Below are 15,622 nucleotides of genomic sequence, written 5' to 3'. Positions count from 1 at the left end.
ATAGAACCAAAAAATAACAGTCCGACCATGATCGACGGCCGGACTGTCCTTTATACCTTTTCGATGATGGCCGTTGCCGCGGCAATCGAGCGCTCGTGCGTGATCGCCAGATGAAGCCGGTAAGCCAGCCCTACCCACCCTAGCCTCTTCAGCGAAGCGTCCGATAAGCCGCATACGGGCTTGCCATGCGGGTCGGGCAGCACTTCGACGTCGCGGAAGCCGACTTGCGACCCGATGCCGCAGCCGATCGCCTTCACGATCGCCTCTTTGGCGGCGAACCTGCCGCTCGCGAACTCCAGCGCCCTCCTCGGCTTCAGCGTCGCGTAAATCTCCTTCTCCCGCTCGGTCAACACCCGATCGAGGAACCGGTCCCGCCCCGCCCCGGAGAGCAGCTTCTCCATCCTTGCCAGCTCGACGACGTCCAATCCGACTCCGATGATCACCGGCGTTTCCTCAAATGCCGGGAATCGGCTCGCGCTTGTGCTGCGTGCGCAAGTAATGCTTCTCGAGAATTTCCCGCGCCTTCTCGCCGATTTCCTTGCCTTCCAAATACGCGCTGTTGTCTTCGTATGTAACGCCGAGCTCGTCTTCGTCGGTCTGTCCTTGCCACAAGCCCGCGGTCGGCGCCTTGTCGATGACGCTTGCCGGTACGCCGAGCCGTCTCGCTAGTTCTCTCACTTGGCGTTTGTTTAACGTGCTGAGAGGCGTGACGTCGACCGCGCCGTCGCCCCACTTCGTGAAGAACCCTGTCAGCGCCTCGGACGCGTGATCCGTACCGACGACGAGAAGGTTGAGATCAAAGGCGAGCGCGTACTGCACGACCATCCGCGTGCGCGCCTTGACGTTTCCTTTGCCCCCGCGACTAATATGACGATGGATGTTCAACGCCTTGAACGCGTACTCGGTTTCGAGAGCGATCTCGTCCACCGCCTCTTCGATGTTCGTCTCGACTTTATGCGTCAAGGCGAACGCTTCGGCGACTTCGTAGCTATGCTGGATGTCCGACTGCTCTCCGTAAGGCTGGAACACGCCGAGCGTGATATACTCTTTGCCGGTTTCCCGAGACAGTTCGTCCGTCGCGCGCTTGCACAGTCCGGTCGCCACGGCGCTGTCGACGCCGCCGCTGATCGCGATGAGCAAGCCGGTCGCGCCGGCGCGCTTCACGTAATCTTTCAGAAAGGCGACCCGGCGTTCGATCTCTTGGTCGACGTCGATGGTCGGCTTGACTCCCAGCTTCGCGATGATTTCCTGTTGAAGTGACATGATTACGAACCTCCCATTGAACAAAAAATAACCCGGAGGCTCAGCCATCGCAATGGCGCGGCCCCCGGGAAGCGTTGATTAACGGCAATAACGATCGAATGCCGAAGTTAAATCCTCGGCAATGTCGTCGGCGCCGCGATTCTCGATTTGATGCCGTTCGATGAAGTGCACGAGCTCGCCGTCCTTCAACAAAGCGATCGAAGGAGAAGAAGGCGGGTACGGCAAGAAGTATTCGCGAGCTTTGGCCGTCGCTTCCTTGTCTTGGCCGGCGAACACCGTGAACAAGTGATCGGGCACGACGTCGTGCTGAAGCGCTTGGGCGACGCCCGGACGGCATTGTCCCGCCGCGCATCCGCATACGGAGTTGATGACGACGAGAACGGTGCCTTCCGCGGTCGGAAGCTGCGCTTCCACCTCTTCCGGCGTTCTCAATTCTTGAATGCCGACCCGGGTTAAATCGTCCCGCATCGGTTGAATCATATCCAACATATATCTTTCGAAAGACATCGACATACTAGGCCCCTCGCTTTCCGGTAATGTTAAGCTGGCGGTCGTTCGGTTCCGCTATGCTCATTATACCGCGCCGTCTTGACCTCCGTCAAAGATGCGGGAGCCTTCCCGGCTGAACGCCCGGTCTCAAGGCTCGTCCAGCACCTCGGGAACCGGGAAATAGTCCTCGTCGTCGTCCATCCCGCCAGCCGTCGCGTGCGTCGGATGCTGGAACGGGCCAGACGAGGCGATGCCTCTTTCGAATAAATCCCGGTTTTCGCGAGTACGAAAGCCGATATCCTTGAAAGGATGGACCCAATGCTCTCCCGCCATGACGGAAGGATCCGTTTCTTTGCTCCACTGCTCTAGCGGCGAGTTGGCTGACGCGTAGTCATGATCGCCGATCACGACTCCGCGAGCATTCACGAACGGCTCCCGCGGCCCCCGGTTGTCGCGGAACTCCGGCCGAAATTCGATTTCGAACGGATCCAATGCCGAATCGTCATGCCCCCCCGCGGGTTTCGCGTCCGCGTAAGGCTCGCCGATGTTATCCGCGCTGATGTCTCTTAGGTCGACGGACGGTTAGGTCCGTCTAGTTTCTTGTCGAATCCGGGGGAAGTCGGCGATTGTTCCTTGCGGTTGCTTCGTGCATTGTCCCGTCCGGATTTCGACGGTCCTTGGGCGTTTGTCATGGAAGGATCCTCCTTGTCTGGATGAGTCCCCCGTATTGTTTCCACATCGATTCCTTTTATCCGCCCGCGCCCGACTTTACCAACAATTCCTTCCCGGCTTGCAGAAGTCGACGATGAATACCGTGCCGATTCCCGGCGTCGACTCGACGTTGATTTTGCCGTTGTGACGCTCGACGATACTCAGACAAAGCGCCAGGCCCAAGCCCGTCCCTTTCGCCTTCGTCGTGTAGAACGGCTCGAACAGCCTCTCCAGCTTCTCCGGCGCGATGCCGACCCCCTCGTCTTCGATGCGCAGCTGAACCATATCCCGCATATTGCGCGTCTCGATCTTGAGCACGCCCTTATCGTTCATCGCCTCCATGCCGTTGCGCGCCAGATTGAGCAGCAATTGCTTGATTTCCTTAATGTTCATAAGGAGCAAATCCATCTCGTCGGACAGCTTCATGTCGATCGATTGCCCCCGCATGTTGGCGTCGGCCCATAGCAGCGGTTTCAATTCGCTCAGCAAGTCGTTCAGCTGGCACGGTTCCTTTTCGACGATCCGGTTCTGCGCGAGCGACAGGAAGTCGTTGATGATCGCGTTGGCGCGGTCGAGCTCGTCCATGACGATGCGGAAGTAGGATTGCTGTTCCGGAGAGCTCCGCTCGTTGAGCAACTGTACGAATCCGCGGATGACCGCCATCGGATTGCGGATTTCGTGCGTGATGCTCGCCGCCATCTGCCCGACGAGACTAAGTCTTTCCATCCGGTTGACTTCGTCCTTGAGCAGCTGCGTCTCCGTGATGTCGTGACCGATGAACAGAATGCCGTCCGACCCTTCAACCGGCAATTGCTTGATCGGACAAGTCACGGTATAGAACGTTTTGCCGCCGATCCGCAGAACCTCCGTGTGCCGAATGCCCATCCGCATTACCCGCGTGACCGGGTTCTCTTCGACATGCATGTTCATTTGGCGGGCGAAAAAGATAAAATTTCTATGGAGGATGTCGTTCCTCCCGAGCGGGGAGACCATCTTGGCCGCCATTTCGTTCACGTGCGTGATCATGCCGGTGCTATCGCAAAAAACGACGATAAGCGGCGTATTGTCGATGAACTGCTGCAATCTTCTCATTTCGTTCCTATATTTATTGGAAACGTCGAGCAATTGGCGCTGCAACAACACGCGCTGCATGCCCAGCTCCGTAAAGTGGACGCACGCCAGAATCACGGCCAAGAACAAGACGTCGAACGCTGCGAGAGTCACAAAGTGAATGCCCCCGTTGGAATAAAACATGCTGGGCTTGAGCGCGAGGAAGGCCATTTCTTTGAATGCGATCAGCGCGAACGACAAATATAGGACGATTTTCAGCCTTCGGCTTCCGCTGCTTCTATGGAATACGGGGATTCGGGAAAAGAGATAAGGCATGAAGATGATCACGAATGCGATAAATGCGTAGAGTGCCCCTGTTTGCTTGATCTCGCACAGCCTAACGACGGCATAAGCGACAAGCAGAAGCGCGGCGCTCAAGAAGCCGCCGTACAGCGAGCCGATAATAAGAGGAATATGGCGAAGATCCATGACGTAGCCGCCCGGATTGGCAATCGTAAACCGAATACTCAATAACATCGCCACGAAGCAGCCAATACTCAGGAAGACGGACGCGTACCGGGTCCTCTCCGGCTTGGCATACCAGATCATGAACATCGACACCGGCAAAAAGGCGATAAGGATCTGCAGCAACGAATCTTTCCACATGGCGCGAACCCCCGACACGATCAAATAAGCCAAAAGTACGATTAACGTGTCCTATGAACCAATTAGATTAAAGCACACCTCACCATTAGTTACAATAATAGGCAAGAAAAAACATTGTCGGCGTCTATTCGACAAATTGGCGGGAACGCGAGCGAAATGATACACTTTGATCAGAATGAACGAAGGATCGGAGCAACGAACAATGATCGCGAACTACGACGTCATCGTTATTGGCGGAGGTTCCGCCGGTCTCATGGCCGGTATCGCCGCCAGCAAGCACGGGGCTAAGGTACTGCTTCTGGACAAGGGCGACAAGCTCGGCCGCAAGCTCGGCATCTCCGGCGGAGGCCGTTGCAACGTAACGAACAACAAGGAACTGGACGAACTGATCCGTCATATCCCAGGCAACGGACGGTTTCTTTATAGCACTTTCAACCATTTCGATAACAAGGATATCGTCGAATTCTTCGAGAACCTCGGCATCCGGCTGAAGGAAGAAGACAACGGACGCATGTTTCCGGTGTCGGACAAGGCAAAGACCGTCGTGGACACGCTCGTCGGGCAAGTGGTCAAGCAAGGCGTGGAGATCCGGACGGGAGCCGCGGTCGATACGATCTCGTACGATGGCGGCCAAGTGTCGGGCGTGAAGCTGCGCTCCGGCGAGCTTATCGGTTGCCGCGCGGCCATCGTCGCATCCGGCGGCAAGTCCGTCCCGCAGACGGGTTCGACGGGAGACGGCTATGCCTGGGCGGAGAAAGCCGGGCATACGATTACGGAGCTTTTCCCGACGGAGGTGCCGTTAACGTCCAACGAGCCCTTCATTACGAGCAAGGAACTGCAAGGCCTGTCCCTCCGGGACGTCTCGTTGTCGGTGTGGAATCCGAAAGGCAAGAAGCTGATCGAGCATCGCGGCGATATGATTTTCACCCACTTCGGCTTGTCCGGGCCGATCGCCTTGCGGTGCAGCCAATTCGTCGTGAAGGCGTTGAAGCAGTTCGGGGTCGGCAACGTGGAAGTATCCGTCGATTTGATGCCGGACGACGGCGAGAGCGACGTCTATTCTCGTACGTTAAAGCTGGCGGAGGCGGAGCCGAAGAAATCGGCGAAGAACGTACTGAAGGGAATATTGCCGGAGAAAATGATCCCGATTCTCTTAAGCGGGGCGGGTTTATCGGAGAGCGTCGCTTACGATAACATTCCGAGGCAGGACTGGCTTCGGCTCGCGAAGCTCATCAAGCGGTTCCCGATCCGGGTGTACGGGACGTTGTCGATCGAAGACGCGTTCGTGACGGGCGGAGGCGTGCATCTGAAAGAAATCGAACCGGGCACGATGCAATCGAAGCTCATGCCCGGCCTCTATTTCTGCGGCGAAGTGCTGGATATACACGGTTACACCGGCGGTTACAATATCACGGCGGCGTTCTCGACGGGCTACACGGCCGGCATGCACGCCGCCTCCCATAGACGGTAACTGCCGGTGGACGATCCGGGTACCGGCCGTCGGCCGGCGGACGGCGGTCAGGTCGCGCTGAACCCGTCGTACGAGCCGTCGTCCGGTTCGAAATCTCCCGACCTTAGCTCGCCGTCCGAATCGCGGTTCGACCGGTAGGCATCCACCCAATCCTCGTTCACCGTGTGCGCCGGAATGCGGATATCGTCCATTCCGTATGCCAGGTCGGTCACATGCACCGATTCCGCCGGCGCATGCTCCATCAACTGCCCCGCGTAACACTGCACGATTTCCAGCGCCGAAGTCAAATCTTCGTTCTCTACGTGGATATGAAGGCGCCCCCCTTCGTGTATCTGCGGCTCGTATCCGAGCTCCATGAGCGTATCGCCCGCCAGCCGCGCCTGCGAATCGTCCGGAAATTGGAACATCAATGCGGCTCGGTTCATCGAATGCTTCTCTCCAATCGCGATAGGGTGACATGCCTACCCGTTAGGATTCCCAATTGCCGGGAAGGCATGCAAGCAAAAACGCCTTCGGCGTCCTCTAACGCCGAGGAAGCTTTGCGGAGATCGTCTAGAACTGGATAACGTGAGACTTATCAAGGTTCGATGATCCAAATAAGAACCAGACTCTACTTATTTCCTTCGCAAAACGGCTCACGTACCGAAATACCTGCCAAACTCCAACTATCTGTCTCTCCTGCGACCATTTGCAACATTTATTGCGAAAATAAATGGATACTGTTGTTATTTAAGCCGCTCCCCCGTCCACGACGCGTTTTAACTGCATATCGTTGATATTTCGCCCTCAGGGCTATCCGGTTATTCTGAATTACAAAAAAAGCCTCCACCCGGTTACCGGCCGGGAAAGCTGGAGGCTTCTCGGGAAAAGGGAGGCACCCGTTTCCTCGTTCCTATTCTAGACTAAAACGTTAGTTTCGGAAAGCGTATAAGGCATGGTTAAGCTCACGCGTATGTCCGTACGCCTGGCGGTAAATATCGAACAGCCGCGCATAGGTTCGCGATGCCTCTTCGTTCGGCTCGTACGTCCGGGCGTGCTTGACGAAGCGTTCGCCGCAAGAGGCGAGATCCGCATACCAACCGCAGCCGACGGCTGCCAGCATGGCTGCGCCGAGACCCGGGCCTTGCTCGTTCTCGAGCGAGACGACCGTCGCGCCGAAGATATCCGCCTGCATTTGCAGCCAAAGCGGGTTTTTGGCTCCGCCGCCGATCGAGACGACTTTGTCGACCGTCTTGCCCGCTTCGCGGAAAATGGCGATCGATTCGTTCAGCGAGAACGTGATGCCTTCCATGACCGCGCGCGCGAAATGCGCCCTCGTATGGCTGCCGTCGATACCGACGAAACTGCCGCGGATTTTGGCGTCCGCGTGCGGCGTCCGTTCGCCGACGATGTAAGGCGTGAACAGCAAGCCGTTCGAGCCTTCGGGAATGTTCTCGATGCCTTCGAGCAGCGCGTCGAACGACTCGCCCTTGGCGAAAGCATTGCGGAACCAGCTAAGCGAGTATCCCGCGGCGAGCGTGACGCCCATCGCGTAGAAGGCGCCCGCTTGGCCGTGGTTAAAGAAATGCACTTTGCCTTCGTAATCCGCGGAAGCGTCTGCCTCATAGGTCAAGATTACGCCGGAAGTGCCGATGCTGCATAGCGTAAGTCCGGGCGAAAGAATGCCGGAGCCGATCGCTCCGCAAGCGTTGTCCGCGCCGCCCGCGAACACTTTCGTCGATTCCGCGAGGCCGGTTTGTTGCGCGGCTTGCGCGGTTAACGTGCCGGTCTGCGCTCCCGCTTCCACGAGAGGCGGGCAGAAAGACGCCGGAATGCCGAAAGCGGAAAGCACGTCGTCGCTCCAGGTTTTGTTCGCGACGTCGAGCATCAGCGTGCCCGCGGCGTCGGACAAGTCCATGTGGACGGCGCCAGTCAGGCGAAGCCGTACGTAGTCTTTCGGTAACAGGAACGAAGCCGCTTTCGCGTACGCTGCCGGTTCGTGTTGCTTGACCCACAGAATCTTTGGAAGCGTGAAGCCTTCGAGAGCCGGGTTACGCGTCACGGACAATAGCTTGTCGCCGAGCGCGCCTTCGATGGCGCGGCATTGTTCGGTCGTTCGCGTATCGTTCCACAGAATCGCCCTGCGGACAGGGCTATTGCCCGCGTCCAGTAGCACGAGACCGTGCATTTGCCCGGAGAAGCTCAAGCCTTCGATGCTGTCCGCGGACACGCCGGACGACGCGAGCAAATCGTTTAACGCGCCGATCGTTCCGGACACCCAATCTTCGGGATCCTGCTCGCTCCAGCCCGCTTGATCATGGTAAAGCGGATACTCGCGGGTCGCTTCCGACCGCACGGTACCGTCTTGGGCAACGAGCAGCGCCTTGACCGCGCTCGTGCCCAGATCGATGCCGATAACATAGTTCATGGAGATGTCTCCTTCGGTGTCGGCCGATTAAACGCCGTAGATGACGTCGTTCAACGTCGCTTTGATTTGCTCCAGGCGAGCGGATTCGTTGCGGATCGGCTTCGCTTGCAAAACGTAAGCTTCGAGCGATTTGAGGTTCGCTTTGCCGGAGACGATGTCGGCGCCGATGCCTTCGCCGAAGCTGCGGTAACGGTTCGCCACGATATCGTCGAGCACGCGGTCTTCGATGATTTTAGCTGCTGCTTTCAACCCGCGGGCGTAAGTGTCCATGCCGGCGATATGGGCGAAGAACAAATCCTCGTCCTCGAACGACGAACGGCGGACTTTGGCGTCGAAGTTGACGCCGCCGCGGCCGATTCCGCCTTCGTTTTTGAGAATTTCGAGCATCGCGAGCGTCGTCGACACGAGATCCGTCGGGAATTCGTCCGTATCCCATCCGAGCAGCATGTCGCCTTGGTTCGCGTCGATCGAGCCGAGCATGCCGTTGATGCGGGAAACCGCGAGCTCGTGCTCGAACGTATGGCCGGCCAGCGTCGCGTGGTTCGCTTCGATGTTCAGCTTGAATTTGTCTTTCAAGCCGTAGGTTTGCAGGAACGCGATCGCCGTGGCGGCGTCGAAATCGTATTGGTGCTTGGAAGGCTCTTTCGGTTTAGGCTCGATCAGGAATTGGGCGTCGAAGCCGATTTCCTTGGCGTAATCGACGGCCATGTGCAGGAAACGTCCCAAGTTGTCTAGTTCCAGCTTCAAGTCTGTGTTCAGCAACGACTCGTAGCCTTCGCGACCGCCCCAGAACACGTAGTTTTCCGCTCCGAGTTCTTTGCCGACTTCGAGACCTTTCTTCAACGTGGCCGCGGCGTAAGCGAACACTTCGGCGTTGTTCGTCGTGCTGGCGCCGTGAACGTAACGAGGGTTCGTGAACAGGTTGACCGTGTTCCAGAGCAGCTTCTTGCCTGTCGACTTCTGGTAGTCTTTCAGCATGGCGACGATAACGTCGAGGTTCTTGTTCGTCTCGGACAGCGTCGCGCCTTCCGGAGCGATGTCCGCGTCATGGAACGCGTAGAACGGTACGTTCAGCTTCTCGAGAAGCTCGAAGTTCGCTTCCACGCGCGCTTTCGCTTTATCGATCGGGGAGTAGGAATCCCAGCTGCGGACCGCCGTGCCGGCGCCGAACGGATCGGCTCCGCTCGCGTTGAACGTGTGCCAGTAAGCGACCGCGAAGCGAAGGTGCTCTTCCATCGTCTTGCCGAGGACGACTTCTTGCGGGTTGTAGTGCTTGAACGCGAACGGATTCTTCGACGCGCGGCCTTCGTATTGGATTTTCGGTACGTTAGGGAACTTGCTCATTAGGGTAGTGCCTCCTTGTAAGCGTTATCGGAATGATTGCTGAAGCTATCATAGCACGGGCAAACTTAGTTTGTCTATCCAATAAACTAAGTTTTCGAGATGGGAAATGTGGTATGATGGGAGAAAGAATTTTGACTGCCGGATTGGATGCGGGTTCGGCAGCGAAATATGTTTCGCGCGGCTTGTGGGGATTCGCCGCATTTGCCGGGTTCGCCGGATTCGCGGGGTTCGCCAGGTTCGCCAGGTTCGCCAGGTTTGCCGGGTTTGCCGGGTTTGCCGGGTTTGCCGGGTTTGCCGGGTTTGCCGGGTTTGCCGGGTTTGCCGGGTTTGCCGGGTTTGCCGGGTTTGCCGGGTTCTGACGCGTAAATCCCCCTCCTCCCTGACTCATTTATGGAATAATACATTTAATTTAGCCCATTATCGCCGAATCATGCTACTGTAAGGAAAAGGTTGATTTCCACTCTGTTGTGGCTTAATGACAGACAAATGAACTGTAAAACATGCAGTTAATTCGGCTAAAAATCAGATATCTGGTGAAATAGATGTACTACATACATTAATTCTCACCAGATTCATCCTGCATCAGTTGAAATCCGCAAAATTAAGTGCACCTTTTGCATATAATTCGTGCAAAGGCCTTACCATGTATCTTTTTTCATGCACATTTTACAGTTAAATATTCCAACTACTTTGTTTCTAAGCAACATTCACGCTGAACTCAGCCAATGGAAAAGTCCATTTATTTAGACAATATATTTCCATTATCTCGGCACAGTAGCGCATAAAGGAGCACTCTTGCGATGACGACACCTACGGGCGATCAGGCGCTCATTAAACGAATCAATACGGCCATCGTGCTGGAGGCGATCTTGCGCGGAGCGCCGCTCTCCCGCGCTCTCATCTCGGAGCAAACCGGCCTGAACAAAGCGACCGTGTCCAGCCTCGTTCAGGATCTGATCGACGGCTCGCTCGTAAAAGAAATCGGAACCGGCGAATCGAGCGGCGGCCGCAAGCCCGTGCTGCTCGATTTCGTCTCTTCGTCCGGTTATGCGATCGGCGTCGACTTGGGCGTTAACTATATTCGAGGCGTGTTGACGGATCTTCGCGGCAATGTCGTGGAAGAGCGCACCTCCGCGATCCGCTTGTCGCCATCGGAATCGGGTGTAACGGAAGCGTTCGAGCATCTGAGCGACTGCATATCGACGTTGATCGACGTTGCTCCCGCAAGCGCCTACGGCATCGTCGGCATCGGCGTCGGCGTACCTGGACTCGTCGACGACAACGGCGTCATTCTGTTCGCGCCGAACTTGAAATGGCGGGACGTGCCGTTGCGCCGCTTGCTTACGGAGCGCTTTTCGCTACCCGTCGCAATCGATAACGAAGCGAACATGGGCGCTCTCGGCGAACAGAAATACGGCGCGGGCCGAAGCATCGACAATCTCGTCTACGTCAGCGCGGGTATCGGCATCGGAACGGGCTTGGTCCTGCACAAAACGTTATACAAAGGCGCATCGGGCTTCTCCGGCGAGATGGGGCACTTATCCGTCGAAGCGCATGGCAAGAGCTGCTCATGCGGCAATCGCGGCTGTTGGGAACGCTATGCGTCCGAACAGGCGCTGTTGGAGCAGGCCGCCCCGCTCGGGTTCGACGAGCTGGAAAACCTGCTCGCCGCGGCAAGCGAAGGCCGGCAGGACGTTCTGGAATTGTTCGCAGGCATCGGCGAATACTTGGGCATCGGCATCGCCAATATCGTAAACGTGTTCAACCCCGATGCCGTCATCATCGGCAACCGGATGAGCCAAGCTCGGCCATGGCTCGAGAACGCGCTTCGCCAGACGGTCGTTCAGCGCGCCCTCGGGTTCCACCTGCGCAAGGTACAGCTATTGTTCGCCGAGCTCGGCGAACGCTCCGCCATGATGGGCGCCGCCGAAGTCGCCATCGCCGGCTTCTTCGCTCGCGTGAAGGCAACCTGAGACGGGGACGGTTAAGCGCTACTCGAATTATTCGAGTAACTGTCTGCGCAAGATCCTCTTCGAGTGCCCTTTAGTCGATTTATTCGAGTAACTGTCTGCGCAAGATCCTCTTCGAGTGCTCATTAGTCGATTTTTTCGAGCATCTGCCTGCACATGGCCCTCTTCGAGCGCTCATTAGTCGATTTTTTCGAGTAACTGTCTGCGCAAGATCCTCTTCGAGCGCCCATTAGTCGATTTTTTCGAGTATCTGCCTGCACATGGCCCTCTTCGAGCGCCCATTAGTCGATTTTTTCGAGCATCTGCCTGCACATGGCCCTCTTCGAGCGCCCATTAGTCGATTTTTTCGAGTATCTTGCTACGAGTACCCATCTTCCTTCAACTCTCCGACTCTCTTTATCTCGTTAGCCTTTTATGCTATAAATTAATTATATCTGCATGTGCGAATATATTTCGCGAGGGGGAAACGAAGATGAGCGACAGGCTGTCGGAAATGGCCGAGCTGCTGAAGCTGCTGGGAGACAGGACGAGACTGGCGATTCTTGGCTTGCTGCAGGAGCAGGAACTGTGCGTCGGGGATATCGTGGAGCTGCTCGGGACGAGCCAGCCGAACGCGAGCCAGCATCTGCGCCGCTTGAAGAGCGCCGGGCTCGTGCAGGAATCGAAGCGCGGGCAATGGGTGTTCTACTCGCTGAATCTCGACGAGTTTCCCGACCTCCGCGTGTTCTTGTCCCAGCTGCCCGGACGCAAGGAACGTCTCCGCTCGTTGTCCGGCTTACATCATCGGGGATAATCCCAGCTGCCTAGAAATTCGAAGCCTGTCCGCCATTAGCCGCGGACGGGCTTTTTATTTTCCTCGCCCCCCTCCCTCTTCAGCCCTCTCCGCCGACATCTGTTATCATAGGAGCATAAGCATACGCAATCTTCGAAAAGGCAGGATCGATTCATGAGTGATCAATTGACGAAACGAACGATCAAACAGCTGTGCGGTTCCTACTCGCTCGAACGCGGGGAAGCCGATTACCGAGCGGGCAAAGTGAAGCTGGAATCCGGCGACCGGCCCGGTTCCTCTTATCGCGCGGTCATCTTCGGCAACAACGTCGAATACGTCGTTCACGTCCGGTTCATCGGAGGCGGAGACGTCGAAGCCCATTGCAGCTGTCCCGCCCTCGATTCCTACGATAAGCATTGCAAACATGTCGCGGCGGCGCTGATCGCGATCCAAGACGAGCGACAAGCGTCGCAAGCGGCGGCAAGCCGCTCCTATATCGACGACTTGATGCCGGACATGGACGGGATCGGACTGACGCCCCGCTCGCCGAAAACCGCCCGCCGCGATACCGGCGCCGCTTCGGATGCCGCAATATCCGAAGATCTGCTCGGCCTGTTCGCCGAGAGTCCTAGGCGGACGAACCGCACGAACAAATTTTTCGCCGACCGCGAGCTCCTTCTCGTGGATTTCATCGTTAGCCCTTTTCCGTACGGTTACCGCAAATACATGCTCGGCGTGGAATTGAAAGCAGGCGCGAAGAAAACGTACGCCCCGGGCAAAATCCGCGAGTTCCTCGACAGGCTCGACCGCGGGGAAGGTTACGCCTTCTCCAAGCATTTCGTATACGCGCCGGACAAGCATTCCTTTCTGGAAGCCGACGATGCCGTACTGCGAAAGCTCGCCGACGTTCGCCGCCAGGAAAGCATGGTTCGGGAATCGTCCGGCGCCTATTCTCCCTTCGCCGCGCCGGCAGGAGGAGACCGGATGTTACTCGTTCCTCCGTCCGCTTGGGCGGAGATCGCTCCGCTATTGGAGAAAGCCCGGAACGTCAAGCTCGAACACGATCGAACGATTTACGACGGCGTGCGAACGACCCGCGAGCCGCTTCCCCTTCGGTTCCGTTTCGATCGAACGGAAGAAGCGCCGAAGCATGCCGATACGGATACCGGCGGCGAAAGCTATTTTCTCGACGTCGAGGGAATGGACCGTTTAACGGTATTGGAAGCTTACGGAATGGTTCTGTCCGAAGGAACGTTCCACAAGATGGACGGGGATCGCTGCAGACGCCTCGCCGAGCTCAAGAAATTGCTGGAACGCTCTTCGGGCCGCTCCCGTATCCGCATCCCCCGCGCCCAGACGGAGCCGTTCTTGCATAAAGTCGTTCCGGGACTCATGTCCCTCGGCAGCGTCGACGTTTCCCAAGCGGTAAACGAACGCATTTTCCAAGCTCCGCTCAAGGCGAAGCTTTTCCTCGATCGCGTAAGAGACCGGCTGCTTGCGGGATTGGAGTTCCATTACGGGGATATCATCGTCAATCCGCTCGAAGAAGGCGGCAACGGCAGAGGCGCCGACCGCATTCTCGTGCGCGACTCGGAACGGGAAGCGCGGATCTTGGAGCTGATGGACGAGTCCGGCTTCGTCCGAACGGAAAGCGGCTATTTCATGGACGAGGAAGAGCCCGAATACGAATTCCTGTACCGCGTCGTTCCGCAGCTCGAGACGATGCTTCAGGTATACGCCACGACCGCGGTCAAATCCCGGCTTTACGTCCCGAACTCTCCGCCCAGAATCAAAGTCGATTCGGACGAAAAGACGGACTGGCTGGACTGCAAGTTCGAGTTCGAAGGCATTCCGCAGACGGAAATTCGCAACGTGCTTCGGGCGCTCGGCGAGAAACTCAAATATTACAAGCTTCCCGGCGGCGCGTTCGTTCCGCTCGAAAGCCGGGACTACGAGGAAATCGTCCGGTTCATGAACGACGTCGGCGCGCGGGAAGCCGACTTGACGGAAGACGGTATGAGGCTGCCGGTCGTTCGCGGCCTGCATCTCGTCGATGCCGAGCGGCCCGGCCGCTCGATCGTGCTCGGCAAGTCGTTCCGCGAGCTGCTCTCCCGCATGCGGAATCCGGACAGCCTCGACTTCCCGGTGCCGGATAGCCTTGCTCCCGTGCTGAGGGATTACCAGAAGCTCGGTTACCAATGGCTGAGAACGCTGGCCCATTACCGGTTCGGCGGCATACTGGCGGACGACATGGGACTCGGCAAGACGCTGCAAAGCATCGCTTACCTCGTGTCCGTTCTCCCGGAAATCCGTCAAAGCGGGATGCCGGCGATCATCGTCTGTCCCGCTTCGCTCACATACAATTGGCGCAACGAGCTGCGACGGTTCGCGCCGGAGGTCCGGGTCGCCATCGCCGACGGCTCCAAAACCGAGAGAACCCGCGCGCTGAAGCGATTGGCCGCGACGGACGTCCTGATCACGTCGTATCCTTTGCTTCGAAGGGACGTCGCGGATTACGCCGGGATAGCGTTCCATACGCTGTTCCTGGACGAAGCTCAGGCGTTCAAGAACCATTACACGCAGACGGCCCAAGCGGCGAAGAGCCTGCAGGCCATACACCGATTCGCGTTGACGGGAACGCCCGTCGAGAACGCGGTCGAAGAAGTATGGTCGATCTACGAAGTCGTCTTCCCCGGGCTGTTTCCGGACCGCAAGACGTTCGCGGAGATGTCGAGGGAAGCGGTCGCGCGGCGCATCCGGCCGTTCCTGCTTCGCAGGATGAAGACGGACGTGCTCGCGGAGTTGCCGGAGAAGATCGAGTCGGTACAGTCTTCGGAGATGTTGCCGGAACAGAAGAAGCTATACCTGGCCTATCTCGCCAAACTACGGAAAGAAACGTTGAAGCATCTGAACGAGGACCGGCTATTCGGCCTTCAGAGCAACCGGATCAAAATATTGGCGGGCATTACCCGTCTGCGCCAGCTCTGCTGCCATCCGGCATTGTTCGTGGAAGACTACGAGGGAAGCTCGGCGAAGTTCGAGCAGCTGCTCGAAATCTTGGAGGAGTGCCGCGCCTCGGGCAAACGAGCGCTCGTGTTCTCGCAATTCACCGAGATGCTGAAGCTGATCGGGCGCGAGCTCGGCGCGCAGGGCGTCCCGTTTTTCTACTTGGACGGCGAGACGCCTTCCCAGGAACGCGTCGAGATGAGCGACCGGTTCAACGACGGGGAGCGGGATTTGTTCCTCGTCTCCTTGAAAGCCGGGGGAACGGGATTAAATCTGACGGGCGCGGACACGGTCATCCTCTACGATCTCTGGTGGAATCCCGCCGTGGAGCAACAAGCCGCCGACCGCGCCCATCGCATGGGCCAGAAAAATGTCGTTCACGTGCTCCGACTGCTGGCCCAAGGCACCGTCGAGGAGAAAATGCATACGATCCAGCAACGCAAAAAGAACCTGGTGGACGAAATCGTCCAACC

General features: G+C 57.5%; 14 protein-coding genes. 5 read left to right on the top strand and 9 right to left on the bottom strand.

Translation table 11 applies throughout. The features are described 5' to 3' along the window. Positions 1 to 50: 50 nt before the first annotated feature. The 6 genes from acpS to ACFPPD_RS18945 form a co-directional block, all read right to left on the bottom strand. The gene (acpS, locus tag ACFPPD_RS18970) at positions 51 to 443 is read right to left on the bottom strand and encodes a holo-ACP synthase (RefSeq protein WP_209747820.1); all 393 of its coding nucleotides are present in this window, start codon (positions 441 to 443) and stop codon (positions 51 to 53) included. A 10-nt stretch (positions 444 to 453) separates the two neighbouring features. Then, on the bottom strand, positions 454 to 1,263 hold the full coding sequence (gene nadE, locus ACFPPD_RS18965) for an ammonia-dependent NAD(+) synthetase (RefSeq protein ID WP_209747818.1): 810 nt from the start codon (positions 1,261 to 1,263) through the stop codon (positions 454 to 456). Positions 1,264 to 1,341: 78 nt separating this feature from the next. Beyond that, complete coding sequence (locus ACFPPD_RS18960) at positions 1,342 to 1,776, bottom strand: BrxA/BrxB family bacilliredoxin (RefSeq protein WP_209747816.1); 435 nt, start codon at positions 1,774 to 1,776, stop codon at positions 1,342 to 1,344. Between the two features lie 123 nt (positions 1,777 to 1,899). Beyond that, positions 1,900 to 2,244, bottom strand: coding sequence for a DUF3905 domain-containing protein (locus ACFPPD_RS18955; RefSeq protein WP_378082897.1), 345 nt, complete (start codon positions 2,242 to 2,244; stop codon positions 1,900 to 1,902). Between the two features lie 74 nt (positions 2,245 to 2,318). Beyond that, complete coding sequence (locus ACFPPD_RS18950) at positions 2,319 to 2,444, bottom strand: spore protein (RefSeq protein WP_209747813.1); 126 nt, start codon at positions 2,442 to 2,444, stop codon at positions 2,319 to 2,321. A gap of 76 nt (positions 2,445 to 2,520) precedes the next feature. Further along, entirely contained in the window at positions 2,521 to 4,179 is a 1,659-nt protein-coding gene (locus tag ACFPPD_RS18945) for a two-component system sensor histidine kinase NtrB (protein ID WP_209747811.1), read from the bottom strand. Positions 4,180 to 4,381: 202 nt separating this feature from the next. Between ACFPPD_RS18945 and ACFPPD_RS18940 the strand changes: the two genes are divergently transcribed. After that, positions 4,382 to 5,650, top strand: coding sequence for a BaiN/RdsA family NAD(P)/FAD-dependent oxidoreductase (locus ACFPPD_RS18940; protein ID WP_209747809.1), 1,269 nt, complete (start codon positions 4,382 to 4,384; stop codon positions 5,648 to 5,650). 47 nt (positions 5,651 to 5,697) lie between these two features. On the opposite strand, the gene ACFPPD_RS18935 is transcribed toward ACFPPD_RS18940, so the two are convergent. From ACFPPD_RS18935 to xylA, 3 genes are all read right to left on the bottom strand, one after another. Next, positions 5,698 to 6,075 (bottom strand): hypothetical protein, encoded by a 378-nt coding sequence (locus ACFPPD_RS18935; protein WP_209747807.1) that lies wholly within the window; start codon positions 6,073 to 6,075, stop codon positions 5,698 to 5,700. 485 nt (positions 6,076 to 6,560) lie between these two features. Continuing rightward, entirely contained in the window at positions 6,561 to 8,057 is a 1,497-nt protein-coding gene (xylB, locus tag ACFPPD_RS18930; protein ID WP_209747805.1) for a xylulokinase, read from the bottom strand. A gap of 27 nt (positions 8,058 to 8,084) precedes the next feature. Beyond that, positions 8,085 to 9,401 carry a xylose isomerase gene (gene xylA / locus ACFPPD_RS18925; RefSeq protein ID WP_209747803.1) on the bottom strand — a complete coding sequence of 439 codons (1,317 nt, stop codon included), beginning with the start codon at positions 9,399 to 9,401 and terminating at the stop codon, positions 8,085 to 8,087. A gap of 131 nt (positions 9,402 to 9,532) precedes the next feature. Here xylA and ACFPPD_RS18920 point away from each other — a divergent pair, with 131 nt between their 5' ends. The 4 genes from ACFPPD_RS18920 to ACFPPD_RS18905 form a co-directional block, all read left to right on the top strand. Beyond that, positions 9,533 to 9,760: a hypothetical protein gene (locus ACFPPD_RS18920; protein ID WP_378082891.1), complete on the top strand. Its 228-nt coding sequence runs from the start codon at positions 9,533 to 9,535 to the stop codon at positions 9,758 to 9,760. Positions 9,761 to 10,201: 441 nt separating this feature from the next. Further along, positions 10,202 to 11,374, top strand: a complete 1,173-nt coding sequence (locus ACFPPD_RS18915) for an ROK family protein (protein WP_209747799.1) — start codon at positions 10,202 to 10,204, stop codon at positions 11,372 to 11,374. Between the two features lie 469 nt (positions 11,375 to 11,843). Beyond that, the gene (locus tag ACFPPD_RS18910) at positions 11,844 to 12,164 is read left to right on the top strand and encodes an ArsR/SmtB family transcription factor (RefSeq protein WP_209747797.1); all 321 of its coding nucleotides are present in this window, start codon (positions 11,844 to 11,846) and stop codon (positions 12,162 to 12,164) included. Between the two features lie 153 nt (positions 12,165 to 12,317). Then, the coding region (locus ACFPPD_RS18905; RefSeq protein WP_378082888.1) for a DEAD/DEAH box helicase at positions 12,318 to 15,622 on the top strand (3,305 nt) is incomplete at its 3' end.

Origin of the sequence: Cohnella suwonensis (assembly GCF_042655365.1) — a bacterium.
Classification (GTDB): domain Bacteria; phylum Bacillota; class Bacilli; order Paenibacillales; family Paenibacillaceae; genus Cohnella; species Cohnella suwonensis.
This window is presented reverse-complemented; position numbering and strand designations above follow the sequence as displayed.